Below are 24,258 nucleotides of genomic sequence, written 5' to 3' on the forward strand. Positions count from 1 at the left end.
GCACCCCAGGAACCTCGCGCATCCACCACCGACCTAAACCACCCCCCCACCCCCCCCCCCCCCCCCCCCCCCCCCCCCCCCCCCCCCCCCCCCCCCCCCCCCCCCCCCCCCCCCCCCCCCCCCCCCCTCTGCGTTCTCACTCACCGATGAGCTCCCAGGCGCCCTCCTCGGTGACAGGTGGCTCAGCCGCGGAAGCCCAGCAGCCCGTGCAGGGTGTCGCCGGGGGCCGCGGTGGCCGACCGGTCCGCGGTCAGGGCGGACGTCGCCGTGGTCGCCGGCTTGGGGTCCGCGGTCTTCTTGCAGACCGCGTCGGCCACGCCGCTGCCGTGCGGGACCGTGCCGTCGGTGAGGTACTTGGCCAGGTACTTGTCCAGGCAGGCGTTGCCGCTCAGCGTGATGCCATGGTTGCCGCCGCCCTGCTCGACCACCAGGCTGGAGTGCTTGAGCAGGCGGTTGACGGTGACGCCGCCCTGGTACGGGGTGGCCGCGTCGTCGGTCGCCTGGAACAGCAGCACCGGCGGGAGCTTGCTGTTGGCGACGTTCACCGGCTTCAGCGTCTTGGTGGGCCAGTACGCGCACGGCGCGTTGTACCAGGCGTTGTTCCAGGCCATGAACGGGGCCTTGGAGTACACGGACCAGTTGTCCTTGCGCCACTGGTTCCAGTCACGCGGCCAGGAGACGTCACGGCACTGGACGGCGGTGTAGACGCTGTAGCCGTTGTCGCCGGAGGCGTCGACGGCCGCGAAGTTCTCGTACGCCTCGACCAGCGGAGCGGACTTCTTGTCGTTCACGTAGGCCGCGAACGCCTCGGCGAGGGACGGCCAGTAGCCGTTGTAGTAGCCGCCGGGGATGAAGGTGTCCTCCAGCTCGGAGGCGCCCACCTTGCCGCCGGCCGGCTTCTTGGCGAGTTCCGCCCGCATCGCGTACCACTTGGCCTCGATCGCGGCCGGGTCGGTGCCGAGCTTGTACGTGCTGTCGTACTTGGCGATCCACGCCATGAGCGCCTTGTGACGGGCGTCGAAGGCGTAGTCCTGAGAGATGTTGGCGTCGTACCAGACCCCGTCGGGGTCGACGATCGAGTCCAGGACCAGGCGGCGCACCCGGGTCGGGAAGAGCTTGGCGTAGACCTGGCCCAGGTAGGTGCCGTACGAGTAGCCGAAGTAGTTGATCTTCTTGGCGCCGAGTGCCTTGCGGATCTGGTCCATGTCCTTCACGGCGCTGACCGTGTTGATGTACGGCAGGACGTCCGCGTACTTCGTGCCGCAGGCCTTGGCGAAGGACTTGGCGCGCGCGAGGTTGGCCTTCTCGATCGCGGAGGTGCTGGGCACGGAGTCCGGGCGGACCGGGTTGAAGTGGCCCGGCTTGCAGTTCAGGGCGGGCTTGCTCTTGCCCACGCCACGCGGGTCGAAGCCGATGACGTCGTACTGGGACGCGACCGCCTTGGGCAGCGAGGACGCCACGAACCCGGCGAGGGTCAGACCGCTGCCGCCGGGGCCACCGGGGTTGACCAGCAGCGGCCCCTGGTACTTCCGCGCGGTGTGCGGAACCCGGGACAGGGCCAGGGTTATCTTCCGGCCCTGCGGCTTGGCGTAGTCGAGCGGCACCTTCACCGACGCGCACTGGAGCGTCGGGTACTCGTCCGTGGCGCACTTCTTCCAGGCGACCTTCGGCGCCTGGGCTGCCTGCGCGGACTGCGGCGTGGCGGCCTCGGCCGGGACGGCCGTGAGAGATCCGGCCAGCACGACGGTCGCGCCGCACAGCACGGCTGTGCTTCTTCTCATGAAGTTCCTTCACAGCATGGGGGGTTCGACAGGACCGAAAGGTTCACGGCCCTGGCGGGATCCTGCCGAAGAAGCACGGCCGCAAGAAGCATTTCGACCGAAAATTGGAACTCATTTGGTTCAGGGGCGCCTGACACGCAGGGGAAAGCTGTCACCACGTCAGGGCGGTACGGGCTGACGCCGACCGTCACCCGAACTGCCGGAGAAACGCCTGCCAGCCTTCGCGGGAGACGGTGAGGAGGGGGCCGGCGGGGTGCTTGCTGTCGCGGACGGCGCGGCCACCGGAGGCCGTGTCGGCGACCTCGACGCAGGCGTTCTCCTGTCCCGAGTACGACGACTTCCAGAACGGGCTTACGACCTCGGTCACGATGCGTCTTCCTTCAAGCTCCGAAGTATGCCCCGGATGAGCTTCGCGCTCGTGTCCGGCGCCAATGCCGACGATCGTAGTAGGTCGTATGCATTGGCGTAAGCGGCAAGGTCCTCGGGCCCTTCGAGCACCGAAGCGCCTCGCAGATTGTCCATGGCGACCGCTTCGACGGTCGGCTCCGCGCCGAAGCTGAAGGAGTAGAACGCGGAGGAGTAACCAGCCAACACGCCTGCGCTGAACGGCAGTACCTGCACAGTGACGTTCTTCCGCTTCCCGATCTCAAGGATCGCGGACAACTGCTCCCGGTGAATCTCGACGCCGACCAGCGGGTGGGTGACGACCGCCTCCCAGAGGATGGCCGTGTACGAGGCGCCGCCCTCAGCGATCTTCGCCTGCCGCGCCATCCGGACCTTCACCAGATGCGCAACCCGCTCCGGCTCGATGTAGTGAGGGCCACCGGAGATGGCCGCCTCCGCATACTCCGGGGTCTGCAACAGCCCCGGCACCATGACCGGCTGCCACTCACGGATGTACGTGGCATCGTCTTCCAGCGCGATGTGATCGACGTAGTCCGGCCTCAGGTGCTCTGCGTGCTCGAGCCACCAGCCGCGGTTCTTCGAGTGCTTGGCCAACTCTTCCAGCTTGTCGCGGACTTCTTCGCCCGTGACGCCGTACGCGTCCAGCAGCAGTCGCACCTCGATGACGCGCGGTGTCGCATGCCCGCTCTCAACGCGGCTGATCCTGGCCTGACTTGACGCGATGACCTCTGCGGCCTGCGGCTGGTCCAGCTTGGCCGCCTGACGGTACTGGCGGAGCGCCGTACCCAAACGCCTGCTGCGTACCGTCGGCCGTCCACCTGCGGGCATGCCTGTCTCCCCTCTAGCTTTCCGCAGCACCCTGCCACAGGCACGGCAACTTTGCGGGTGCATCACCCGATCGAGTGGCACGCATGCATGTATTCATTGGTTGGCATTGTGCGGGTGCCGGATCCGCCCCTAGCTTCAGCCCATGCCCACAACCGAAACCTTCACCATCCCCAAGCGCAGAGACCACGTGCCCGCCGCCCGGCACAGCGTCCACAAGGCCCTCGGGAACTGGGGGATCAGCGGCGGCCTCGCCGACGACGTGACCCTCTCGGCGAACGAACTCGTGACCAACGCCGTGACCCACTGCCAGGTGTCCTGCGCCCAGGTCAGGATCACGCTCACGCTGCGGGGGCCGTACCTCTTCCTGGAGGTCTACGACCCGGACCGGGACCGCCTCCCGGAGGTGCGGGAGCGCGGCCCGGACACAGAAGGCGGTCGCGGGCTCACGCTGGTCGGGGAGCTGGCCCACGGCTGGGGACACACACGTCAGCGGCACACGAAGTGCGTGTGGGCGCGGTTCCTGCTCCCGGAGGGGACGTATGTTCCGGCGGACGCGTGAGGCGCCGGCGCGGCGCCCCGCGCCGGAAGGCCGCCCCCCGGACCCGTGCGTGCGGCCGCTCCCCAGCCCCTACGAGGCCCGCTGGCGCCGCTGGGCCAGACGCTCCTGCGCGGCCGGGCGCCGCCTGGCCCCGCCGCGTGATGACGAGTGCTGGCACACCCCCGAACGCTCTCGCCCGCCTCGATGGGAGGCCGGCGACGACATGGTCCGGCTGTACGTACTCGAGCCGTGACCACGGGGACGGGTCACGCACGCGAAGACGGCCGCCCGGCCGCACACCCCGTGCGCGACCGGGCGGCCGGGCTCACGCCGCCGTGCAGCTCACGCTCGGCGTACCCCCGCCGCCGGGCGCGCCCCCGAAGCCGAAGCTCGTCGAGCCGCCCGCCGCGATCGAGCCGTTGTGGGAGGCGTTCGTCGCGGTGACCGCGGACCCCGTCTGCGTGTACGACGCGTTCCACATGCTCGTCACCTGCTGCGAGCCGCTCCAGGTCCACGTCACCCTCCAGGACGAGATCGCCGTCGTCCCGGTGTTGGTGACCTTCACGTCGGCGTTGAAACCGCCGCCCCAGTCGCTGGTGACGGTGTAGGCGGCCGAGCAGGCGGCCGTACCGCCACCACCCCCGCCGCCCCCGCCGCCCGTGCCCGGAAAGCCCGGTGCCTTGACGCTCGTCAGGTAGCCGTCCTTCACCGTGTCCACGGTCTGCCAGTCGTCCTTCAGGATGCCTCCCGTGTCACCGGAGTTGGGGTTCCAGGACCAGAAGGTCCAGTGGAAGGAGTCGGCGCCGTACGTCGACGTCGGGCGGAGGTAGCTCACCAGGGCCGCGAGCCACTTCTGGTCCACCGTCGAGGCGAGCGTCGTGCCGAACTCGCCCACCCACACCGGCGCGATGTTCTGCTTGAAGATGTAGCCCCAGTACTTGTCCCAGATCCCCGGCATGTTGGCGGGGAAGGTGGGGTCGCTGAACCAGCTCTGCTGGGCCACGCTCGTCGCGTAGTCGTGCGCCGAGTACACCACCCGATTGGCCACGCTCAGCTGCACCGGGTACTGGGCGACGCCCATCAGGTTGCCGCCCCACCAGCCGGAGACGCCGTTGAAGGTCTGCACGCCCTCGACGAAGATCAGCAGGTCCGGGTTGACGGAGAGGACCGCGTTGCCGGCCCGCTGCGCGGCCAGCCGCCAGTCGGTCGCGGTGTCGCCGCAGCCCCAGCAGGCGGGGTCGTGGGGCTCGTTGTGCAGGTCGATGCCGATGACCGTGGGCTGACCGGCGTAACGGGCCGCCAGGGACTTGAGGTTGGTGATCCACGTCGACTCGGGGACGGCCGAGGTGTACCAGAGCGCGGACTGGCCGCCGGCGTCCGGGCGGTGCCGGTCGAGGATGACCTTGAGGCCGCCCTGACCGGCGTACGCGACGATCTTGTCGAGGATGCCCAAGGAGCTGAGTCCTTGCAGGTCGGCGTTCTTGCCGCCGCTGAAGTCGATGCTGTCGGGGACGGTCGAGCTCTTGAAGATGTCGTCGCTGTAGGGGATGCGGATCGTGTTGTAGCCCAGCGACTTCATCTGGTCGATCATGCTCTTGTAGTCGCGGGACCACAGGCCGTGGACGACGTGGTTGCCGGTCTCGAAGCCGAACCAGTTGATCCCGGCGATCCGGACCGGCTGCCCGGCGGCGTCGAGGATCTGGCGGCCATTGGTGTGCCAGTAGCCGGCGCCGGCATCGGCCGCGTGGGCGGTCTGCGCGCCTGCCGCCAGGGGGAGCAGCAGGGCCGCGACGGCGGCGCACAGCGCTCTGCGGAGGTTGCGGAACATGGCGTTGCTTCCTCTCGGGGGCGGCGCGGGCCCGGAACATGGGAGCGCTCCCATACACCGCGCACCACCCAGGAAACTGACACACCATGACCACGTCAAGGAGGGCGGCAGGGGAGACCGGAAGCGGCGGCACCGGGAAGGCGCCGCCGCTTCCGGAAGTCACCGCCCGAGCTTGTGGAACCTGCGCACGGCCAGCGGCAGGAAGACCAGCGTCAGCACCAGCGGCCACACCCCCGCCATCAGCAGCGCGTGCTGCTCGACCCAGGAGTCACCGCCCCCGACCGGCGTCCCGAACAGGTCGCGCGCGGCGGCGGCCGTGGACGAGATCGGGTTCCAGGCGGCCACGAAGCCCAGCCAGTCCGGCATCAGCTGGGGCGCGACGAAGATGCTGGAGATCATCGTCAGCGGGAAGGCCACGGCGAACAGTCCGCCCGCCGCCTCCGGGTTGGGCACCAGCAGCCCCAGCCACACCCCGACCCAGATCAGCGCGAACCGCAGCCACAGCAGCAGCCCGAACGCGGCGAGGAAGCCCCAGCCCGCGTCCGGCCGCCAGCCCATGGCCAGCGCGGTGAGCATCATGATCCCCAACTCGGCGCAGGCGACGAGGAGATCGGTGACCCCGCGCCCGGCGACCACCGCGGAGGACGCCATCGGCATGGAGCGGAACCGGTCGATGACGCCCTTGGTGGAGTCGTACACCACCACGGTGGCCGTGTTGATGAAGCCGAAGGCCATCGTCATCACGAACATCCCGGGCATCAGGAAGTCCTTGTAGTCCCCGCCGCCGGGCACCGTCATGGCGCTGCCGAAGACATAGCCGTACAGCAGCACGGAGAGGATCGGGAAGCCCAGTTGCCAGGCGATGTTGACGGGCTGGCGCTGGTAGTGGGTGAGGCCGCGGCGGACGATGTTCCAGCAGTCGGAGAACAGCCAGTACACCGGCCCCCGGGCGCTGTCGACCGTACTACTGCTGCTGCTCATGCCGCCGCCTCCTTCTCCGTGCGGTGTCCGGTCAGGCGCAGGAAGACGTCGTCGAGGCTCGGCCTGCGCAGTCCGATGTCCTCGGCGTGGACGCCCTCGTCGCGCAGGGCGCGGGCCACCTCGGTGAGGGCGGCCACCCGGTCGGACACGGGGGCGTGCACCCGCAACTCCCGCTCGTCCGCCTCGGGTTCGCCGTCGGAGACGCGCGCCACCACCTTCACCACGGCCGGGATCTCGGAGCGCTCGGCGACCACGACCTCGATCCGGTCCCCGCCGACGGTGTCCTTCAGACCGTCCGGGGTGTCGTCGGCGATGGCGCGGCCCTGGTCGATGACGGTGATCCGGGAGGCGAGCCGGTCGGCCTCCTCCAGATACTGGGTGGTGAGCAGCACGGTCGTGCCGCCCTCCACCAGCGCCCGTACGGACTCCCAGACTTCGCCCCGGCTACGGGGATCCAGTCCCGTCGTCGGCTCGTCGAGGAAGAGGACGGCCGGGGCGAGGATCATCGACGCGGCGAGGTCGAGGCGGCGCCGCATGCCGCCGCTGTAGCCGCCGACGCCCTTGTCGGCGGCGTCGGTCAGGTCGAAGCGCTCCAGCAGCTCGGCAGCGCGCGCCCTGGCCCGCCCGCCGCCCAGGTGGAAGAGGCGGCCGAACATCTCCAGGTTCTGCCGGCCGGTGAGCACCTCGTCCACGGCCGCGTACTGCCCGGTGAGCCCGATCCGTGCCCGTACCTCGCGCGGTCGGCGGGCCACGTCGAGGCCGGCGACCTCCGCGCGCCCTCCGTCCAGCCGGACGAGCGTGGACAGGATGCGCACGGCGGTGGTCTTCCCGGCGCCGTTCGGCCCGAGCAGGCCGTGCACGGTGCCCTCCCGGACGGTCAGGTCGAATCCGTCGAGCGCCCGTTTGTCGCCGTACCGCTTCTCCAGTCCTTCGGCCCGTACGGCGTATCCGTCAGCCATCGGTTCCCTCCCTCGGTAACTGAGTACACCGTACCCGATTACGCGTACGCCGTACTCGGTTTTTTCGGGCGGAACTAAGCTGCCTCCATGACGAGCAGTACGGAGACCAGCGGCGGCGGCGACATCAACCGCACCCTCGAGCTGCTGTGGGACACCGGCCGGCGGCCCAGCCGCGGCCCGAAGCCGGGGCTGACGCTGGAGCGGATCGTGGAGACCGCGGTCGAGGTCGCCGACCGGGACGGCATCGCCGGGGTCTCGATGCGCCGGATCGCCACGGAACTGGGGACGGGCGCGATGTCCCTCTACCGGTACGTGCCCGGGAAGGCCGAGCTGTTCGACCTGATGCTGGACCGGGTCCAGCGGCCCTCCGAGAACCCGGCCGCCCTCGGCGACGGCACGTGGCGCTCCGCGCTGGAGGCGATGGCGCACGCCACCCTCGCCCTCTACCGCCGCCACCCCTGGCTGCTGGACATGAACCAGACCCGCCCGCTGCTCGGCCCGAGCGCGCTGGACGGCATGGAGAAGGTGCTCGGCCGGATCCGCCCGATGGGCCTGACCGATCCCGAGCTGGTCTCGGCGGTCATCATGGTCGACGGATACGTCGTCGGAGCCGCGCGCACCCAGGTCTACGAGGAGGCGGCCGAGCGCGTGACGGGCATGACGACCGCCGACTTCTACGCCGCCCAGGCGCCGTTCGTCGAGAAGATCATGGCCACCGGCCGCTACCCGGTCCTGGCCTCCCTCGCCGAGGACACCTGGAGCCCGGCGTTCGACCACTTCGGGTTCGGCCTGCAGCGGATCCTGGACGGGCTGGAAGTGCTGGTCGAGCGGCGGAGAGCGGCGGACTGAGGGTGAGGGCTCAGTCGCGGCGCCGCAGGCGCCGGAGGCCGAACACGGCGGCGAAGACCGCGGCGACGGCGAGCGCGCCCAGCTTGACGCTGCCGCCCGCCGAGGAGCCGCCGTCCTCGCTCCCGGAGTCGTCCGAACCGCCTCCGCCGGACGGCGACTTGGCATCGGCGGCGCCCTCGGGCGCGTCCTCCGCCACCACCGAACTGCCGGACCCCTCGCTGCCGTACATGAGCTTGCTGCCGTCGGCGGAGTAGCTGACGGACTCCCCCTGCCGCTGGAGGGGCACGTCGAGACGGCCCTCGCGCTTGATGGCGCCGCCGTTCCAGTCGTAGGAGATGCCTCCGAAGTAGCCGCGGACGGCGAGCTGGGTGCCGTCCGGGGAGAAGGCGGCGTCGGTGGCCCACAGCTCGACGGGGGCGGCGGGCTTGAAGATGTTCGAGCCGGAGGGCGAGAGCGTGGCCGGTCCCTCGTAGAGGTGTCCGCCGTCCTCGTTCTTGTCGATGAGGTAGACCCGCCCGGTCTTGGGGTGGACGAGGAGCGACTCGGCGTCCCGGGCCCCGTCGGAGTACTTGACGATGTACTGCGTGGCGCGGACGGTCGCGTCGGTGAGCGTCTTCGGCTCGGGCAGCCGGTAGATCCACACGTACTGCCAGCTGCCGCCGAGGTTGTCGCCGATGTCACCGACGTAGATCTGGTTGTCGGGCCCGATCGAGATCGCCTCGACGTCACGCGGGGTGCCGATGCCGGTGAGGGTGAGCCGGGCGACGGTCTTCCCGGTCGCGCTGTCGACGGCGTAGAGGTAGGGGCCGTCGTCGCTGTCGTTGTGGGTCCAGTAGATGCCGGGGTGCTGCCGGGAGGCGGCCAGGCCGCTGGACTCGGTGATGCGCGGATCCTCGATGGTGAACCCCTTGTCGCCGTCGGCGGCGGACGCGGGCACGGCGAACGCGCCCATGAGGAGGGCTCCGGTGAGGAGGGCTCCGGCACGGCCGGCGAAGGGTCGAGGCATGCCCCAAGCCTGCCATCCCGCCCGCCCGTTCCGGGTGGGGCCAGGTGTCGTGGCCAGCCTCACACGGTGCGGGGCTCCTGTGATCGTCCGACGATCCAGCATCATGAGCGGATGCTTAGGTTCATGCCCGTGGGCGACTCGATGACGATCGGCAGCGCGGGCGAGCACACCTGGCGCTACCGCATGTGGCGCCACCTGTGCGCGACGTACCGCGGGCCCTTCACCCTGGTCGGCCCGCGCGAGACGCTCTACGACAAGACGGCGGACGCGCCCACGTCGTACGCGTACGCCGAACCCGACTTCCCCCGCACCCATCTGGCCGGCTGGGGCGAGGGCTGGCTGCACATGGCTCCGCTGATCCGCGAGGCGGTACAGGCGTCCCGGGCGGACGTGCTGCTGGTCTCCCTGGGCCTGATCGACCTGGGCTTCTACACGAACGCGGAGCAGACGGCGGAGAACGTCCGGGCGTTCACGGCCGAGGCGCGCTCCGCGAACCCGCGCGTGCGCATGGTCTGGCTGCCGGTGATCCCGAACGTCCGCGCCGTGAACGACGCGCCCTTCGCCGCCGAGGTCGCGGCTTTCAACGAACGCCTGGCGAAGGCGGCCGCCGACCTGGACACCCCGGGCTCCCCGATCCTCCTGGCCTCGGTCCCGGAGACCTGGGACATCCACACCGACACCTACGACGGCACCCACCCCAACGCGGGCGGCGAACACAAGCTGGCGGGGACGTTCGCGGGGGCGATGCACCAGGCGTGGGGGGTGGGCGGGGAGTACGGGATCACCGCGTGACCGGGGCGCCGTGCGTATCGTTGTACTGCGCGGCCGCACCTGAGCGAGGGCGGCCGGGGAGGAGCGCCACGATGACCGTCCTTGAAGACAGGATCGCGATGGCCGACGCCAACACCCAGAGTTTGGACGAGTGGTTCGAGCGCCTGGAGCGGATGCCCGTCCCCGAAGGATTCAGGGTCGAGATCGTCGGGGGCAACGTCCACATGACACCTCAGAGGGCCACTCACTGGGAGATCATCTTCCAGATCGCCTGGGCCGTGCGCGAGAAGTTCGGGAAGAGCATCAAGGTCTTCTCCGGCGTCCGCATCGACTTCCCCGGCCACGAGAACGGCTTCTGCCCCGACGTGGTCAAGCTCCGCGACTCCGCGGAGGCCGACGACGAGGGCCGCTGGCGCCACGAGGACGTCGAATTTGTCGCCGAGGTCATCTCCAGTGGCACCGCCGCCAACGACTACGGCCCCAAAAAGACCGCCTACGCGACCGCCGAGGTCCCCGTCTACCTCATCGCCGACCCCTACCGAGGCCGTTGCTGCGTCCACACCGACCCCAAGGACGGCGACTACACCACGATGACGAGGGTCGACTTCGGCACCGACATCGACCTCACCGGAACCGTCGTCGACCTCACCCTCACGACGGACACCTTCCCCCGCGACTGACCGAACCCCCTTGCATGGAGCGCACTCCAAGTCGTTGGCTTGCGTTTCATGAAGTACACGCAGCTCGGACGTACCGGACTCAAGGTCAGCCGCCTCGTCCTCGGCACCATGAACTTCGGCCCGCAGACCGACGAGACCGACTCCCACGCGATCATGGACTCGGCCCTGGACGCGGGCATCAACTTCTTCGACACCGCGAACGTGTACGGCTGGGGCGAGAACAAGGGCCGTACCGAGGAGATCATCGGCAACTGGTTCGCGAAGGGCGGCGAACGGCGCGAGAAGGTCGTGCTCGCCACCAAGGTGTACGGCAACATGGCCGCCGAAGGCGACCCGTGGCCGAACCAGGACAAGCTCTCCGCGCTGAACATCCGGCGGGCCGTCGACGCCAGCCTCAGGCGGCTGAAGACCGACTACATCGATCTCTACCAGTTCCACCACATCGACCGCCTCACCTCGTTCGACGAGATCTGGCAGGCGATCGACGTCCTCGTCCAGCAGGGCAAGATCCTCTACGCCGGCTCCTCGAACTTCCCCGGCTACAAGATCGCCCAGGCCAACGAGACCGCCGCCCGGCGCGGCGGCACCATCGGCCTCGTCAGCGAACAGTGCCTCTACAACCTGGCCGAGCGCCGCGCCGAGATGGAGGTCGTCCCGGCCGCGCAGGAGTACGGGCTCGGCGTCATCCCGTGGTCGCCGCTGCACGGCGGTGTGCTGGGCGGGATCATCCGCAAGGAGATCGAGGGCGGCCGCCGCGCCTCCGGCCGGGCCGCCGACACCCTGGCCGACCCCACCGCCCGCGGCCGGATCCAGGCGTACGAGGACCTCCTCGACAAGCAGGGGCTGGAGCCCGGCGAGACCGCCCTGGCCTGGCTGCTCACCCGCCCCGGCGTGACCGGCCCGATCGTCGGCCCGCGCACCGCCGAGCAGCTGGAGTCGGCGATCCGCGCCGTCGACCTGGAGCTGAGCGAGGAGCTGCTGACCGGCCTGGACGAGATCTTCCCGGGCCCGGGGCCGTCGCCTGAGGCCTTCGCCTGGTAGACCCGGTGAGTGAACCGGTGGACCCCGGTGAGTCCACAGGGGGGCGGGGCCGCGACACTCCGCGGCTCCGCCGCCCTGCCACCCTGCCGCGATCGACCGCCGGCGGCCCGCAGCCGACGGACGACGGACGACGGACGACGGACGACGCGCGGTTCCCCGGCCCGGCTGCCGGTTCCCCGGCCTACCTGCCGACCGCCGCGGCCATCGCGACCACCACAAACATCAGCACGAGCGCACCGGCCATGATCCGGTTCCTGGTCTTCGGGTCCACACACCGAGCCTAACCGGCCCCGCCGAGCGCCCAGCGCCCGACCGGCTCATAGCGGGGCTGCTCCCCCGGCACCCCGGACCTCGGCAGGCTGCTGCGCACCAGCACCAGCTCCCCCACCGTCCAGGTCCGGCCCGCGAAGGCGTCGAGCGCCTCGACGTACGGCCGGACGTCCACCGCGTCCCGGCTGCGGGCCAGCGTCAGATGGGCCTTGTAGCGGCGGTGCTCCCCCATGTCGAGGCCCGCCTTGCGGGCCGCCGCCTCCGCCCGGTCGGCGAGCAGCCGCAGCGTGGCCATCTCCCCGGCGGCCCCGGCCCACAGCGCCCGCCCGTGCCCGAACTGGCCCCCGCCGCGCACGGCCAGCACGAAGGGGGCGGTGCGGTGCGCGGCCCGCGCCAGCCGCGCCGACAGCTCCGGTACGACGTCGTCGTCGACCTCGCCGTAGAAGGCGAGGGTGAAGTGCCAGCCGGGGCGGCCGGTCCAGCGCAGCGCGTCCGCGCCGGGCAGCGTGCGCAACTCCGCCACCTCGGCGGCGAGTTCACGGGCGATGTCGTCCGGGGGGAGCACGGCGGCGAAGAGTCTCATGTCCCCGATTTTCCCGGGTGGCGGCGCCGGACGCCCGGCATTATGGGCGTCATGGAGATCACCATCAGAGACGGCGGCCCCGACGACCTCCCCGCGATACTCGGCATGCTCGACAGCAGCGTGGAGTGGCTGGTCTCACAGGGGCGTACGGGCCAGTGGGGGTCGAAGCCGCTGTCGGAGAACCCGAAGACGGTGGAGTCGGTGGTCCGGAACATGAACGAGGGCGAGGTGTTCATCGCCGAGGCCGACGGTGTGCCGGCCGCCACGCTCACCCTCACCGACGCGCCGGGCGCCTACCTGTCCCATCTCCCGCCGCCCGGCGAGCCCGAGCGGTACATCCACTGGCTCGCCTCCGACCGGCGCTTCAAGGGGCACGGGGCGGGCGCCGCGCTGCTCGCGCACGCCGCCGAGGCGACCCGCGCCGCCGGCGTCACCCTGCTGCGGGTGGACTGCTACGCGGGCGCCGACGGGAAGCTCGTCGCCTACTACGTGGCGCAGGGCTTCTCCCCGACGGAGACGTACACCGTCGGGGAGAAGGAGAAGGAGTGGCCGGGTCAGGTGCTGGCGCGGCGGGTGTAGGGCCTGCCGGCGGGGGGCGACCCGCTACGCCACCGGTGCCAGTTCCCGGCGCTCGCGGGGTACGAACCGCACCCGCGGATGGCCGTGCTGCCAGCCGACCGAGAGACGCAGGCCGCCGACGCGGGTCAGGACCAGGCCGATCGTGACGGCGGCCAGGGCGGCGATCGCGCCGCCCGCCGCGAGGCCCGCGCGGACGCCGTACACGTCGGTGACCCAGCCCGCTATCGGGGCGCCGACCGGGGAGCCGCCGAGGAAGACCATCATGTAGAGGGCCATGACACGGCCGCGCATGGCCGGGTCGGTGCCCATCTGGATGCTGGTGTTGGCGGTGACGTTGACCGTCATGCCGAACATGCCGATCGGGACCATGAGGAGGGCGAAGAGCCAGAGGGAGGGCGCGCCCGCCGCGGCGATCTCCACCGCGCCGAAGGCGACGGCCGCCGCGATCAGCACCCGCATCCGGGCCGTGCCGCGCCGCGCCGCGAGCAGCGCGCCGCCCAGTGAGCCGACCGCCATCAGCGTGTTGAAGAGGCTGTAGGAGCCGGCGCCGGCGTGGAAGACGTCGTCGGCGAAGGCGGAGAGGTAGACGGGGAAGTTGAAGCCGAAGGTGCCGACGAAGCCGACCAGGACGATGGTCCAGGTCAGGTCGGGGCGCCCGGCGACATAGCGCAGCCCCTCGCGCAGCTGGCCCTTGGCGCGCGGCGCCCGCTCGACGGCGTGCAGTTCGCGCGCCCGCATGAGCAGCAGGCCCGCCATGGGCGCGACGAAGGACAGGCCGTTGAAGAGGAACGCCCAGCCGGTGCCGACTCCGGTGATCATCACACCGGCGACGGCGGGGCCGACGAGACGGGCGGACTGGAAGTTCGCGGAGTTGAGGCTGACGGCGTTCTGGAGCTGGTCGGGGCCGACCATCTCGGAGACGAAGGACTGGCGGGCCGGGTTGTCGACGACGGTGGCGAGGCCGACGGCGAAGGCGGCGAGGTAGACGTGCCAGACCTCGACGTGTCCGGAGAGCGTGAGCAGCGCGAGCGCGATGCCGGTGACGGCCATCGCCGTCTGGGTGAACAGCAGCGTCGGGCGCTTGGGCAAGCGGTCGACGAGGACGCCGCCGTAGAGACCGAAGAGCAGCATCGGCAGGAACTGGAGGGCGGTCGTGACGCCGACGGCGGTGGCGGAGCCGGTGAGGCTCAGGACCAGCCAGTCCTGCGCTATGCGCTGCATCCAGGTGCCGATGTTGGAGACGACCTGGCCGGCGAAGAACAGGCGGTAGTTCCTGACCTTCAACGAGCCGAACATCGAGGTTCTGGCGGGAGGGGTGCGCGGGGTGTCGGGGGTGGTCGGTGCGGGTGCGGAGTCTGCTCCGGGTCCCGTACTCAAAAGGGTTCGCCTCCTCTTGGCGCTGCTTACAAGTGTGCGAGCTTCTCCAGCACGGGGGCGGCGGCGCGCAGTTTCGCCCACTCGTCCTCGTCGAGGCCGTCGACCAGGGTGGCCAGGAAGGCGTTCCGCTTGCGGCGGCTCTCCTCCAGCATGGCCTCGGCCTGCTCGGTCTTGGTGACGACCTTCTGGCGCCGGTCCTCGGGGTGCGGCTCCAGCCTGACCAGGCCCTTGGCCTCGAGGAGCGCCACGATGCGGGTCATCGACGGCGGCTGGACATGCTCCTTGCGGGCCAGCTCACCCGGGGTGGCACTGCCGCACAGGGACAGGGTGCCGAGCACCGACATCTCGGTGGGGCTCAGCGACTCGTCGACCCGCTGGTGCTTGAGCCGACGGGACAACCGCATCACGGCGGATCGCAGGGAGTTCACGGCGGCAGCGTCGTCGCCATGTGTAAGGTCCGGCATGTTCTTTAACATAACTCATTACCCTCGCTAAAGACCACTGGGGCACGCCGGGAGACTCGTGAGACCCGCCACCGGAAGCCGACGGGACCCGCCGTCAGGGCCGGGACCTGGGGACATCCCCGGACATCCCACGTCACCCGCGAGAAAACACAGAATCACTCATACGGGTGATACGACCGCGGAACGTCGCCCACCACCCCGAACCGTGCCGCGACCCTCGTAGGCATGGGGACCAGTGTGCTCAGCCTGCGGATAGACGGGGAGCTGCTCGAACGGCTCCGCCACCACGCTGCCAAAAGGGGAATGAGCGTCCAGGACTATGTCGTCCAGACGCTCATTCGGGATGACTTCGACGAGCGGTTCCAGGCCGCCGTCGAGGAGACGGAGAAGTTCTACGGGCTCACCTGAGCCCGTAGAACTCTCGGGTCGAGTCGGGTCGGGTCGGATCGGATCGGATCAGGTCAGGCCGAGGGCCGGCATCAGGTAGTAGAAGACGAAGACCGCCGAGACCACGTACATCGGGACCGGGACCTCCCGGCCCCGGCCGGCCGCCAGGCGCAGCAGCGCGAAGGTGATGAAGCCCATGCCGATGCCGTTGGTGATCGAGTAGGTGAACGGCATCATCACCATCGTGATGAACGCCGGCACGGCGATCGTGTAGTCGGCCCAGTCGATCTCCTTGACCGAGCCCGCCAGGATCAGGAAGCCCACCGCCAGCAGGGCGGGGGTGGCGGCCTGCGAGGGCACCATGGTGGCGACCGGCGTGAGGAACAGCGCGACGGTGAAGAGGCCGCCCGTGACGAGGTTCGCGAAGCCGGTCCGGGCGCCCTCGCCGACACCGGCCGTGGACTCCACGAACGCGGTGGTGGCGGAGGAGGAGCTGGCGCCACCGGCGGCGACGGCGAGACCGTCGACGAAGAGGACTTTGTTGATGCCGGGCATCTGGCCCTGGGCGTCGGTCAGCTTCGCCTCGTCGGAGACGCCCATGATCGTGCCCATCGCGTCGAAGAAGCACGACAGCAGGACCGTGAAGACGAAGAGGACGCCGGTCAGCGCGCCGACCTTGTCGAAGCCGCCGAACAGGCTGACCTCGCCGATCAGCCCGAAGTCGGGCGTGGCGACCGGGCTGCCGGGCCACTCGGGGGTGGTCAGACCCCAGGACGGGACGGTCGCGACGGCGTTGATGATCAGCGCGAGGACGGTCATGGCGACGATCGAGATCAGGATCGCGCCCGGCACCTTGCGGACGATCAGGGCCAGCGTGAGCAGCGCGCCCAGGATGAAGACCAGCACCGGCCAGCCGTCGAGACGGCCGTCGACGCCGAGCTGGAGCGGGACGGTGGTGTGCGCGGCGTCCGGGATCCGGCTGACGAAGCCGGAGTCGACCAGACCGATCAGCATGATGAACAGGCCGATACCGATCGAGATGGCCTTGCGCAGCCCGTACGGCACGGCGTTCATCACCCGCTCGCGCAGGCCGGTGGCGACCAGCAGCATGACGACGAAGCCCGCGAGGACGACCATGCCCATCGCGTCCGGCCAGGACATCCGGGGCGCGAGCTGGAGCGCGACGACGGAGTTCACACCGAGACCGGCGGCGAGGGCGATCGGCACATTGCCGACGACACCCATCAGCAGCGTGGTGAAGGCCGCCGTCACACAGGTGGCGGTGACCAGCTGGCCGTTGTCGAGCTGATGCCCGTACATGTCCTTGGCGCTGCCGAGGATGATCGGGTTCAGCACGATGATGTACGCCATCGCGAAGAAGGTGGCGAAACCGCCACGGATCTCCCTCGGCAGCGTGCTGCCCCGCTCGGAGATCTTGAAGTAGCGGTCGACCATTAGAGGTTCCTACGATCAGAAGTAGACAAACACAAAACGGTTTCAGTATGAACGTATAAATCCCCGCAACGCTATCTCCGCGCGTAGACCCGTGCGGCGCGTGGCGCCCGGAACCCGCCTCGTAAGCTGTCCCCATGGCGAAGTGGACCCCCAAGCACGAGGCGCCGGAGCCCCTGGAGGGCCCCGTGGTCGCCACCATCACCGGCGGCACGATCCTCTGGTTCGTCCTCTTCCTCGCCCAGCTCCCGTTCTACGGCTGGTTCGACGACCACGGACACACCTGGTGGCTGTGGACCTGCCTCGCGGGCGCCGGCCTCGGACTCATCGGCATCTGGTACGTGCGCAGGCGCGACGCCGCCATCAAGCGGGCCGCCGCACTCCGTTAGAGCCCGCGCGTACGACCCGGGGGCCCGCGCGTCCGACCGGCCGGACACGGCGTACGACCGCCGTACTACACCCGTCCTCCCGAGGTCGGATCTTCCGGTCCGCCAAGGGGTGAACCCCCAAATCCGCACGTACCGTCGATGGCATGACCCATATCGACGCCCCCGCCGGGCTGCCGACGGCCACCGGTCTCACCGCCGCCGAGGTCGTGGATCGGGTCGCGCGCGGTCAGGTGAACGACGTACCCGTCCGCAGCAGCCGGTCCCTCGGCGAGATCGTCCGGGCGAACGTCTTCACGCGGTTCAACGCGATCATCGGCGTCCTGTGGGCGATCATGCTCGTTGTCGCCCCCATCCAGGACGGCCTGTTCGGCTTCGTGATCCTCGCCAACACCGGCATCGGCATCATCCAGGAGTGGCGGGCCAAGCAGACCCTGGACTCCCTCGCCGTCATCGGGGAGGCCCGGCCCACCGTCCGGCGCGAGGGCATCGCCCTGGAGGTCGCCACCTCCGAGATCGTCCTCGACGACCTCATCGAGATCGGACCCGGCGACAAGGTCGTGGTCGACGGGGTGTGCGTCGAGGCCGACGGACTGGAGATCGACGAGTCACTGCTCACCGGCGAGGCCGACCCCGTCGTCAAACAGCCGGGGGACGAGGTCATGTCGGGCAGCTTCGTCGTCGCCGGCGGCGGCGCCTTCCAGGCCACCAAGGTCGGCCGCGAGGCCTACGCCGCCCAGCTCGCCGAGGAGGCCTCCCGCTTCACCCTCGTCCACTCCGAGCTGCGCTCCGGCATCTCCACCATCCTCAAGTACGTGACCTGGATGATGATCCCGGCCGCCGTCGGCCTGGTCATCACCCAGCTCATCGTCAAGGAGAACGACCTCAGGGACTCCGTCGCCCGCACCGTCGGCGGCATCGTCCCCATGGTCCCCGAGGGCCTGGTCCTGCTCACCTCCGTCGCCTTCGCCATCGGCGTCGTCCGGCTCGGCCGCAAGCAGTGCCTCGTCCAGGAACTCCCCGCCATCGAGGGCCTCGCCCGCGTCGACACCGTCTGCCTCGACAAGACCGGCACCCTCACCGAGGGCGGCATGGACGTCACCGAGGTCCGTGCCCTGGACGGCGGCGACGGGACGTACATACGCCGGGTGCTCGGCGCGCTCGGCGAGTCCGACCCGCGGCCCAACGCCTCCCTCCGGGCGATCATCGACGCCTACCCCGACGCCGACGACTGGCGCTGCACCGAGTCCCTCCCCTTCTCCTCCGCCCGCAAGTACAGCGGCGCCAGCTTCAGCGAGGGCAACGGCGAGTCCAGCTCCTGGCTGCTCGGCGCGCCGGACGTGCTCCTCGACCCCGGCGACCCCGCCCTCGACGAGACCGAGCGGCTCAACGAGCAGGGGCTGCGGGTGCTGCTGCTGGCCCGTGTCGCCCGCGACCTGGACGACCCCGACGTGGCCAAGGGCGCCCGGCCCACCGCCCTCGTCGTCCTCGAACAGCGGCTGCGGCCCGACGCCGCCGACACCCTGCGCTACTTCGCCGAGCAGAACGTCCGGGCCAAGGTCATCTCCGGGGACAACGCGGTGTCGGTGGGGGCGGTGGCCGCCAAGCTGGGGCTGAGCGGACACACGGTCGACGCGCGCCGGCTGCCCGACGAGCTGACCGAGATGGGGCGCGCGCTCGACGAGGGGACCGTGTTCGGACGGGTCACCCCGCAGCAGAAGCGGGACATGGTCGGCGCGCTCCAGTCCCGCGGGCACACCGTCGCGATGACCGGCGACGGGGTGAACGACGTCCTGGCGCTGAAGGACGCGGACATCGGCGTCGCCATGGGATCGGGCTCCGAGGCCACCCGGGCGGTCGCCCAGATCGTGCTGCTGAACAACAGCTTCGCCACGCTGCCGTCGGTGGTGGCGGAGGGCCGGCGGGTCATCGGCAACATCACCCGGGTGGCCACGCTGTTCCTGGTGAAGACGGTGTACTCGGTGCTGCTGGCGCTGCTGGTGGTGTTCTGGCAGGTCGAGTACCCCTTCCTGCCGCGCCATCTGACCCTGCTCTCCACCCTCACCATCGGTGTCCCGGCCTTCTTCCTCGCCCTCGCCCCCAACAAGGAACGGGCCCGCCCGCACTTCGTGCGCCGTGTGATGCGGTACTCGATCCCCGGCGGGGTGCTGGCCGGGATCGCGACCTTCGTGACGTATCTGATCGCCCGCCACTACTACACGGGCGAGGGCTCGCTGGACGCGGAGACCAGCGTCGCGACGCTCACGCTGTTCCTGATCTCCATGTGGGTCCTGGCGATCGTCGCCCGCCCCTACACCTGGTGGCGGGTGCTGCTGGTGGCCTCGATGGGCGGCGCGTTCCTGCTGGTGCTGGCGGTGCCGTGGCTCCAGGAGTTCTTCGCGCTGCGGCTGGTCGGGATGACGATGCCGTGGATCGCGGTGGGCGTGTCGGTGGTGGCGGCGGCCGCCCTGGAGATCATCTGGAAATGGGTCGACCGCCGCTTTCCCGTCTGATGGCGAGGCCTCTCACCTCACCTGTGCCGCCTACTGGACGTCGACGAAGTCGCCGGCCGCGCTGACCGCCGGGCTGGTCGCCGTCCCGGCGAAGGCGAAGCGGTAGTAGCCGTCCACGGAGGCCGTGACCGTGGTCCTCAGGGCGCCGGTCGAGCTGGTCCTGACGGTCTTGACGGTGGTGTAGGCGGTGGCGCCCTTCCTCTTGAACTGGAGCGTCACCGGCTGGCCGGTGTACCCGGCGTACCTGTTGTTCTCCCAGTCGGCGCGGGTCAGCTTGCCCGTGACCGTGATGGTCGCGCCCTTCCTCACCGGCTCGGGGGTGGTGTCGGCCGTCAGCTTGGTGCGGCGCAGCACCTTGACCGTGCCGAGGCCGCCCTGCCACTTCACATGGGCGTCGGCGTCGACGGCGAGGCCGCCCACGTTCCAGGTGCCGGCGTAGGAGTTGAGCAGGTCGCCGTCGGAGGGACGGATGGTGATCGTCGCCTTGCAGTTCAGGACGGTCGTCGAGGCGGCGGTGCAGGTGCCCCGGTCGTCGCTGACGATCTTGATCGCGGTGCTGGAGACCGAGGTGCCGCGGTAGATGACCGGGCCGGTCCGGAAAGTGGCGGCCTGCAGGGTCGCGGGGTGGGTCATGGTGTACGTGACCGGCACGGCGGCCTGGGCCGAGGCGTCGACCACGACGTTCTTGCCCTTGGTGAACTTCACGCCGGAGAAGGTGACGTCCGGCGTCGCCGTCCCGGCGGCCTGCGCGGCGAGGGCGGAGAGGGCCACGGCGCCGGAGACGGCGGCCACGATGGCGCGTATGCGCATGGGGTTCCCCAGATGGAGAGGAGTGATCTCGGGAGTCTTTTGACTCATGGGGTGAGATCCGTGACGTAGGTGGCGCGTCGTGGCGAAAAAGGTAAGAGGACGGCAGGGACAGGCAAGAAAAAACGGCCGGCTCCGGGACTCCCCGGGGCCGGCCGTTGCGGTACCTGACCTACTTCAGGTCGGTCTGCTTCGCGTCGATCTGCTTCAGGTCGGTCTACTTCACGTCGACGAAGTCACCCGCGGTGGTGACCGCCGGGGTGGTCGAGGTGCCCGCGAAGCTGTAGCGGAAGTAGCCGTCCACCGACGCCTTGACCGTGGTCTTCAGCGCACCGGTCGAGCTGGTCTTGATGGTCTTGACCGTGGTGTAGGTGGTGCTGCCCTTCTTCTTGAACTGCAGCTTCACCGACTGGGCCGAGTACCCGGCGTACTTGTTGCTGTCCCAGTTGGCGCGGGTCAGCTTGCCCGTGACGGTGAGGGTCTTGCCCTTCTTCACCGGCTCGGGGGTCGCGTCGACCGTCAGCCTCGAGGCGCGCTGGACCTTGGTGGTGCCCAGGTTGGACTGCCACTTGAAGTCGTCCTCGCTGTCGACGTCGTCGGGGACGGCGAGGGCGCCCACCTTCCAGGCGCCGGCCTGGCTGTTGGCCAGGTTTTCGAAGTCCTCGGAGGCGGTGGGCCGGAACTGGAGCTTGGCCGTGCACTTCAGGACCGTCGAGGAGGCCGCGGTGCAGGCGCCCGGCTCGTCACCGATGAGCACGTCGGACCCCGTGCCGAGCGTGGTGCCCCGGTAGAGCACCGGGCCGGTGAGGAAGGAGCTCGCGCTGAGGTTCGCGGGCTTCGTCACGGTGTACGTGGCGGTGACGGTCACCTTGGCCGAGGGGCCGACCACGATGGCCTTGCCCTTGTTGACCTTCATGTTGGAGAAGGTGACGTTCGGCGCGGCCGTGGGCGCGGCCTGTGCGGCCGGGACGGCGAGGGCGGACAGGGCGAGGGCGCCGGAGGCGGCGACCACGATGGCGCGTTTGCGCATGGGAACTCCCAGGTGGGACGAGTGGGGAACTACTTCGCGTCGATCTGCTTCGGGGCGGTCTACTTCACGTCGACGAAGTCACCCGCGGTGGTGACCGCCGGGGTGGTCGAGGTGCCCGCGAAGCTGTAGCGGAAGTAGCCGTCGGCGGACGCCTTGACCGTGGTCTTCAGCGTGCCGGTCGAGCTGGTCTTGATGGTCTTGAGGGTGGTGTAGGTGGTGCTGCCCTTCTTGCGGAACTGGAGCTTCACCGACTGGCCGGAGTACCCGTGGTACTTGCCGTCGTCCCAGTTCGCGCGGGACAGCTTGCCCGTGACCGTGATGGTCGCGCCCTTCTTCACCGGCTCGGGTGAGGCGTTGACGGTCAGCTTGGAGAAGCGCTGGAGCTTGGTGGTGGCGAGGCCGGCCTGCTCGGCGTAGCCGACCTTGGTGATGTCGATGTCGTCGCTGAACGGGTCCTGGCCGTTCCAGTCGATGACGTAGCCGCCGGCCTTCCAGGTGGTGGCGTCGGAGTTGCTCAGCTCTTCGCTCGGGTAGATGTCGATGGTGCCCTTGCAGCTGGCGAGCGTCGTCGAGACGGCGGAGCAGGTCGGCCAGTCGTCGCCGATCAGTTCGTGACCGGCCGGATCCCCGAAGGTGCCTCGGTAGATGACGACGTCCATCCAGACGTCATCCGCATTGAGGTCGAGGTCGGCGGGGTGGGTGACCCGGTACGTCACCGGGACGGTGACCTTGTTGGTGGTGCCGACGACGATCGGCTTGCCGTTGTTGACCTTCACGCTGGAGAACGTCACGTCCAGCGGGTACGGCTCGTCCGCGGCGGCGGTGGTTCCGGTGAACGTGGTTCTACCCGAGGCGGCCTGGTGCACGGCCTGAGCGATGTCGGCGGCGTCGGCCTTGCCAGGAGTGGTGCCCGCGGCCTGGGCGGCCGGGACGGCGAGGGCGGAGAGAGCCAGGGCGCCGGTGACGGCGGCCACGGTGGCACGGATGCGCATACAATCCCCCGGTGGTGAAAGGACCCTGGCGGTGGGCGTTCTACGGCTCGTCGTCGGACAGGACCCAAGTGATGGTGAAGCCTGTTGGCTCATCGGGTCAGATCCGTGACTGGTGTGAATAGTTGTACGAAGTGAAGAAGATTTTCTGACGGCCCCTCCGCCGGCCCACATCATCCCGTTCGCGTCCTCCTACACCTTCGGCCACATGGACTTGCCGGCCGCGAGCGCGCCCTTGCCGTCGCCCACGTGCAGGCGCAGGTCGCCTGCGGTCGTCACGGCGGCGAGGTCGGCCTTGCCGTCGCCGTCGAAGTCACCTCCCAGGACGACACGCATACCGCCCCAGGTCTTGTCGGGCCACATCGACTTGGCCTTGTCGAAGGTGCCGTCGCCCTTGCCCGGATACAGGTGCAGCGCCCCGTCGCTCGCGACGGCGGCGATGTCGTCGCGTCCGTCACCGGTGAAGTCGGCCGTGGCGATGAGCTTCTTCTTCCACGTCTTGTCCGGCCACATCGACTTCTTCTGGTTGACCAGGTTGCCGTCGGCGTCCCGCTTGTAGGTGTAGAGGGAGCCGTCGGGCCACTGGAACAGCAGGGTGTCGCGCGCGGCGGTGCCTGTGCGCAGGTTGGCGACGGGCAGGCCGTCCTTCCAGGTGGCGTCGGTCCACAGCTTGGTCCGCTCGAACAGGTTCGGCGGGAAGGGACGACGGCTCTGGCTGTGCAGGATGAGGTCGCCTTGGCTGTCGACCGAGATCACTTCGGTGCCCCGGGCGTCATCGAAGTCCCCGGCGACAAGCCGCTTCTGGTTACTGCGACCGACAGTGGCCAGGGAGCCCCCGAACTGCAGCGTCCCGTCCGCCCGCCCGTGGAACACCTGGGCGTACCCGGGCTTCATGAGGGAGACGACGTCCGTACGGCCGTCCCCGTTGAAGTCGGCCGCCGTCATGACGTCGGTGATCTGCTTCTGGCGTGAGCTGAGCCGTACCTGCTGGACCCAGTCCGCGATGTCGTCGACGCGGGTGGCGACGGCGCCGGTGCGGGTCTCCTGCGAATTGAGGCAGCCGGTGTCCCAGGAGCGGCTCACCACGCCGACGACCCGCCCAGAAGCATTGAGCACCGGCCCGCCCGCGTCCCCCTTGCACAGCGCCGCCCCGGCGGCGGGCGAGATCGCGAGGGTCGTCGGATCGACGAGGTCCACACCGAAGGCACCGGTGTGGGCGCGCTCGGGGGTCCACTCGAGCCTGGTACGGCCGTAGCCGACCGTCCTGAGCTGGTCGCCCTGGGCCGGGGCGGCCCCGCTGACCGTGGCGGAGGCGATGTCCGGGAAGGGGCCGCCGAGCGCGTCGTCGGCGGAGACCGGGTTGAAGCGGGCCATGACCAGATCACGGCCCGGATAGGGGACGATCTCCTGGACCTTCTGGTCCCGCTGGGCCTTGTCCTCGGGCTTGTTGCCGTCGGCGGTGACCACGGCGGGCAGCGGCGGGGCGCCCTTCGTGAGCGTAGTGGCCTGCTGCGGATCGGCGGCGAAGCAACTGGCCGCAGTGAGGACCCACTGCGGGTCCACCAGGGTGCCGGAGCAGGCGCGTTCGTCGTCGGTGCCGCCGGCGACATGGACCTTGACCGTGGACTGGTCGGCGCCGTCGGCGACCTGGTCGCCGACGACGGACTGGGCCGGGGCCGCGGCCAGCAGACCGCTCGTCAGACCGGCGGCGGCGAGTCCAGTGGCCCACACCATGCGCGTCCTGCTCGGACGGG

At 69.9% G+C, this 24,258-nt stretch carries 24 protein-coding genes; 9 read left to right on the plus strand and 15 right to left on the minus strand.

The window, feature by feature from the left end:
* Positions 1-182: 182 nt before the first annotated feature.
* The 3 genes from ACZ6D7_RS14100 to ACZ6D7_RS14110 form a co-directional block, all read right to left on the minus strand.
* Positions 183-1,781: an alpha/beta hydrolase gene (locus ACZ6D7_RS14100; protein ID WP_469489182.1), complete on the minus strand. Its 1,599-nt coding sequence runs from the start codon at positions 1,779-1,781 to the stop codon at positions 183-185.
* A 187-nt stretch (positions 1,782-1,968) separates the two neighbouring features.
* A complete protein-coding gene (locus ACZ6D7_RS14105; protein WP_469489185.1) occupies positions 1,969-2,148 on the minus strand; it encodes a DUF397 domain-containing protein in 180 nt (59 codons plus the stop codon).
* Complete coding sequence (locus ACZ6D7_RS14110; RefSeq protein WP_469489188.1) at positions 2,145-3,014, minus strand: helix-turn-helix domain-containing protein; 870 nt, start codon at positions 3,012-3,014, stop codon at positions 2,145-2,147. The genes ACZ6D7_RS14105 and ACZ6D7_RS14110 overlap by 4 nt, the downstream gene beginning before the upstream one ends.
* Positions 3,015-3,156: 142 nt before the next feature.
* On the opposite strand from ACZ6D7_RS14110, the gene ACZ6D7_RS14115 reads away from it, so the two are divergent.
* On the plus strand, positions 3,157-3,573 hold the full coding sequence (locus ACZ6D7_RS14115) for an ATP-binding protein (RefSeq protein ID WP_469489192.1): 417 nt from the start codon (positions 3,157-3,159) through the stop codon (positions 3,571-3,573).
* A gap of 304 nt (positions 3,574-3,877) precedes the next feature.
* Here the strand turns inward: ACZ6D7_RS14115 and ACZ6D7_RS14120 are convergent, their stop codons facing one another.
* From ACZ6D7_RS14120 to ACZ6D7_RS14130, 3 genes are all read right to left on the minus strand, one after another.
* The gene (locus ACZ6D7_RS14120; protein WP_469489195.1) at positions 3,878-5,380 is read right to left on the minus strand and encodes a cellulase family glycosylhydrolase; all 1,503 of its coding nucleotides are present in this window, start codon (positions 5,378-5,380) and stop codon (positions 3,878-3,880) included.
* A gap of 159 nt (positions 5,381-5,539) precedes the next feature.
* Positions 5,540-6,361: an ABC transporter permease gene (locus tag ACZ6D7_RS14125; protein ID WP_469489198.1), complete on the minus strand. Its 822-nt coding sequence runs from the start codon at positions 6,359-6,361 to the stop codon at positions 5,540-5,542.
* On the minus strand, positions 6,358-7,320 hold the full coding sequence (locus ACZ6D7_RS14130) for an ATP-binding cassette domain-containing protein (RefSeq protein WP_469489201.1): 963 nt from the start codon (positions 7,318-7,320) through the stop codon (positions 6,358-6,360). The genes ACZ6D7_RS14125 and ACZ6D7_RS14130 overlap by 4 nt, the downstream gene beginning before the upstream one ends.
* 87 nt (positions 7,321-7,407) lie before the next feature.
* On the opposite strand from ACZ6D7_RS14130, the gene ACZ6D7_RS14135 reads away from it, so the two are divergent.
* Positions 7,408-8,169, plus strand: a complete 762-nt coding sequence (locus tag ACZ6D7_RS14135; RefSeq protein WP_469489204.1) for a TetR/AcrR family transcriptional regulator — start codon at positions 7,408-7,410, stop codon at positions 8,167-8,169.
* Positions 8,170-8,179: 10 nt separating this feature from the next.
* On the opposite strand, the gene ACZ6D7_RS14140 is transcribed toward ACZ6D7_RS14135, so the two are convergent.
* Positions 8,180-9,175 carry a TolB-like translocation protein gene (locus ACZ6D7_RS14140; RefSeq protein WP_469489207.1) on the minus strand — a complete coding sequence of 332 codons (996 nt, stop codon included), beginning with the start codon at positions 9,173-9,175 and terminating at the stop codon, positions 8,180-8,182.
* Positions 9,176-9,286: 111 nt separating this feature from the next.
* Between ACZ6D7_RS14140 and ACZ6D7_RS14145 the strand changes: the two genes are divergently transcribed.
* The 3 genes from ACZ6D7_RS14145 (at position 9,287) to ACZ6D7_RS14155 (ending at position 11,667) form a co-directional block, all read left to right on the plus strand.
* Entirely contained in the window at positions 9,287-9,967 is a 681-nt protein-coding gene (locus ACZ6D7_RS14145) for an SGNH/GDSL hydrolase family protein (RefSeq protein ID WP_469489211.1), read from the plus strand.
* 71 nt (positions 9,968-10,038) lie between these two features.
* Positions 10,039-10,626, plus strand: coding sequence for a Uma2 family endonuclease (locus tag ACZ6D7_RS14150; RefSeq protein ID WP_469489214.1), 588 nt, complete (start codon positions 10,039-10,041; stop codon positions 10,624-10,626).
* A 48-nt stretch (positions 10,627-10,674) separates the two neighbouring features.
* Positions 10,675-11,667 (plus strand): aldo/keto reductase, encoded by a 993-nt coding sequence (locus ACZ6D7_RS14155; RefSeq protein ID WP_469489217.1) that lies wholly within the window; start codon positions 10,675-10,677, stop codon positions 11,665-11,667.
* A gap of 280 nt (positions 11,668-11,947) precedes the next feature.
* Here the strand turns inward: ACZ6D7_RS14155 and thpR are convergent, their stop codons facing one another.
* The gene (gene thpR / locus ACZ6D7_RS14160; protein ID WP_469489220.1) at positions 11,948-12,520 is read right to left on the minus strand and encodes an RNA 2',3'-cyclic phosphodiesterase; all 573 of its coding nucleotides are present in this window, start codon (positions 12,518-12,520) and stop codon (positions 11,948-11,950) included.
* 51 nt (positions 12,521-12,571) lie between these two features.
* Here thpR and ACZ6D7_RS14165 point away from each other — a divergent pair, with 51 nt between their 5' ends.
* Entirely contained in the window at positions 12,572-13,099 is a 528-nt protein-coding gene (locus ACZ6D7_RS14165) for a GNAT family N-acetyltransferase (protein ID WP_469489223.1), read from the plus strand.
* A 24-nt stretch (positions 13,100-13,123) separates the two neighbouring features.
* Here ACZ6D7_RS14165 and ACZ6D7_RS14170 read toward each other — a convergent pair whose 3' ends face one another.
* Together ACZ6D7_RS14170 and ACZ6D7_RS14175 are read right to left on the minus strand one after the other, a co-directional pair.
* A complete protein-coding gene (locus ACZ6D7_RS14170) occupies positions 13,124-14,476 on the minus strand; it encodes an MFS transporter (RefSeq protein ID WP_469489226.1) in 1,353 nt (450 codons plus the stop codon).
* 26 nt (positions 14,477-14,502) lie between these two features.
* Positions 14,503-14,940: a MarR family winged helix-turn-helix transcriptional regulator gene (locus ACZ6D7_RS14175; RefSeq protein ID WP_133912015.1), complete on the minus strand. Its 438-nt coding sequence runs from the start codon at positions 14,938-14,940 to the stop codon at positions 14,503-14,505.
* 225 nt (positions 14,941-15,165) lie between these two features.
* On the opposite strand from ACZ6D7_RS14175, the gene ACZ6D7_RS14180 reads away from it, so the two are divergent.
* The gene (locus tag ACZ6D7_RS14180) at positions 15,166-15,348 is read left to right on the plus strand and encodes a ribbon-helix-helix protein, CopG family (RefSeq protein WP_359581242.1); all 183 of its coding nucleotides are present in this window, start codon (positions 15,166-15,168) and stop codon (positions 15,346-15,348) included.
* Between the two features lie 48 nt (positions 15,349-15,396).
* On the opposite strand, the gene ACZ6D7_RS14185 is transcribed toward ACZ6D7_RS14180, so the two are convergent.
* A complete protein-coding gene (locus tag ACZ6D7_RS14185; RefSeq protein WP_469489230.1) occupies positions 15,397-16,782 on the minus strand; it encodes an NCS2 family permease in 1,386 nt (461 codons plus the stop codon).
* Positions 16,783-16,916: 134 nt separating this feature from the next.
* Here ACZ6D7_RS14185 and ACZ6D7_RS14190 point away from each other — a divergent pair, with 134 nt between their 5' ends.
* Positions 16,917-17,168, plus strand: coding sequence for a DUF2530 domain-containing protein (locus ACZ6D7_RS14190; protein WP_469489233.1), 252 nt, complete (start codon positions 16,917-16,919; stop codon positions 17,166-17,168).
* Positions 17,169-17,311: 143 nt separating this feature from the next.
* Positions 17,312-19,678 carry an HAD-IC family P-type ATPase gene (locus tag ACZ6D7_RS14195; protein WP_469489236.1) on the plus strand — a complete coding sequence of 789 codons (2,367 nt, stop codon included), beginning with the start codon at positions 17,312-17,314 and terminating at the stop codon, positions 19,676-19,678.
* Between the two features lie 30 nt (positions 19,679-19,708).
* Here ACZ6D7_RS14195 and ACZ6D7_RS14200 read toward each other — a convergent pair whose 3' ends face one another.
* The 4 genes from ACZ6D7_RS14200 to ACZ6D7_RS14215 form a co-directional block, all read right to left on the minus strand.
* Positions 19,709-20,488: a hypothetical protein gene (locus tag ACZ6D7_RS14200; RefSeq protein ID WP_469489239.1), complete on the minus strand. Its 780-nt coding sequence runs from the start codon at positions 20,486-20,488 to the stop codon at positions 19,709-19,711.
* Between the two features lie 214 nt (positions 20,489-20,702).
* Positions 20,703-21,515, minus strand: coding sequence for a hypothetical protein (locus ACZ6D7_RS14205; protein ID WP_469489242.1), 813 nt, complete (start codon positions 21,513-21,515; stop codon positions 20,703-20,705).
* A 59-nt stretch (positions 21,516-21,574) separates the two neighbouring features.
* Complete coding sequence (locus ACZ6D7_RS14210) at positions 21,575-22,507, minus strand: hypothetical protein (protein WP_469489246.1); 933 nt, start codon at positions 22,505-22,507, stop codon at positions 21,575-21,577.
* A 189-nt stretch (positions 22,508-22,696) separates the two neighbouring features.
* A complete protein-coding gene (locus ACZ6D7_RS14215) occupies positions 22,697-24,238 on the minus strand; it encodes an FG-GAP-like repeat-containing protein (RefSeq protein ID WP_469489249.1) in 1,542 nt (513 codons plus the stop codon).
* Between the last annotated feature and the right edge of the window lie 20 nt (positions 24,239-24,258).

The sequence above is a fragment of the Streptomyces sp. NPDC041784 genome, assembly GCF_055591025.1.

Bases quoted from the DNA above. Each gene is read 5' to 3' on its own strand.
- thpR (WP_469489220.1), bottom strand. From the start codon at position 12,520: ATGAGACTCTTCGCCGCCGTGCTCCCCCCGGACGACATCGCCCGTGAA.
- ACZ6D7_RS14140 (WP_469489207.1), bottom strand. From the start codon at position 9,175: ATGCCTCGACCCTTCGCCGGCCGTGCCGGAGCCCTCCTCACCGGAGCC.
- ACZ6D7_RS14155 (WP_469489217.1), top strand. From the start codon at position 10,675: ATGAAGTACACGCAGCTCGGACGTACCGGACTCAAGGTCAGCCGCCTC.
- ACZ6D7_RS14200 (WP_469489239.1), bottom strand. From the start codon at position 20,488: ATGCGCATACGCGCCATCGTGGCCGCCGTCTCCGGCGCCGTGGCCCTC.
- ACZ6D7_RS14125 (WP_469489198.1), bottom strand. From the start codon at position 6,361: ATGAGCAGCAGCAGTAGTACGGTCGACAGCGCCCGGGGGCCGGTGTAC.
- ACZ6D7_RS14150 (WP_469489214.1), top strand. From the start codon at position 10,039: ATGACCGTCCTTGAAGACAGGATCGCGATGGCCGACGCCAACACCCAG.
- ACZ6D7_RS14205 (WP_469489242.1), bottom strand. From the start codon at position 21,515: ATGCGCAAACGCGCCATCGTGGTCGCCGCCTCCGGCGCCCTCGCCCTG.
- ACZ6D7_RS14115 (WP_469489192.1), top strand. From the start codon at position 3,157: ATGCCCACAACCGAAACCTTCACCATCCCCAAGCGCAGAGACCACGTG.
- ACZ6D7_RS14135 (WP_469489204.1), top strand. From the start codon at position 7,408: ATGACGAGCAGTACGGAGACCAGCGGCGGCGGCGACATCAACCGCACC.
- ACZ6D7_RS14145 (WP_469489211.1), top strand. From the start codon at position 9,287: ATGCTTAGGTTCATGCCCGTGGGCGACTCGATGACGATCGGCAGCGCG.
- ACZ6D7_RS14100 (WP_469489182.1), bottom strand. From the start codon at position 1,781: ATGAGAAGAAGCACAGCCGTGCTGTGCGGCGCGACCGTCGTGCTGGCC.
- ACZ6D7_RS14110 (WP_469489188.1), bottom strand. From the start codon at position 3,014: ATGCCCGCAGGTGGACGGCCGACGGTACGCAGCAGGCGTTTGGGTACG.
- ACZ6D7_RS14185 (WP_469489230.1), bottom strand. From the start codon at position 16,782: ATGGTCGACCGCTACTTCAAGATCTCCGAGCGGGGCAGCACGCTGCCG.
- ACZ6D7_RS14120 (WP_469489195.1), bottom strand. From the start codon at position 5,380: ATGTTCCGCAACCTCCGCAGAGCGCTGTGCGCCGCCGTCGCGGCCCTG.
- ACZ6D7_RS14180 (WP_359581242.1), top strand. From the start codon at position 15,166: ATGGGGACCAGTGTGCTCAGCCTGCGGATAGACGGGGAGCTGCTCGAA.
- ACZ6D7_RS14215 (WP_469489249.1), bottom strand. From the start codon at position 24,238: ATGGTGTGGGCCACTGGACTCGCCGCCGCCGGTCTGACGAGCGGTCTG.
- ACZ6D7_RS14130 (WP_469489201.1), bottom strand. From the start codon at position 7,320: ATGGCTGACGGATACGCCGTACGGGCCGAAGGACTGGAGAAGCGGTAC.
- ACZ6D7_RS14190 (WP_469489233.1), top strand. From the start codon at position 16,917: ATGGCGAAGTGGACCCCCAAGCACGAGGCGCCGGAGCCCCTGGAGGGC.
- ACZ6D7_RS14165 (WP_469489223.1), top strand. From the start codon at position 12,572: ATGGAGATCACCATCAGAGACGGCGGCCCCGACGACCTCCCCGCGATA.
- ACZ6D7_RS14195 (WP_469489236.1), top strand. From the start codon at position 17,312: ATGACCCATATCGACGCCCCCGCCGGGCTGCCGACGGCCACCGGTCTC.
- ACZ6D7_RS14210 (WP_469489246.1), bottom strand. From the start codon at position 22,507: ATGCGCATCCGTGCCACCGTGGCCGCCGTCACCGGCGCCCTGGCTCTC.
- ACZ6D7_RS14175 (WP_133912015.1), bottom strand. From the start codon at position 14,940: ATGCCGGACCTTACACATGGCGACGACGCTGCCGCCGTGAACTCCCTG.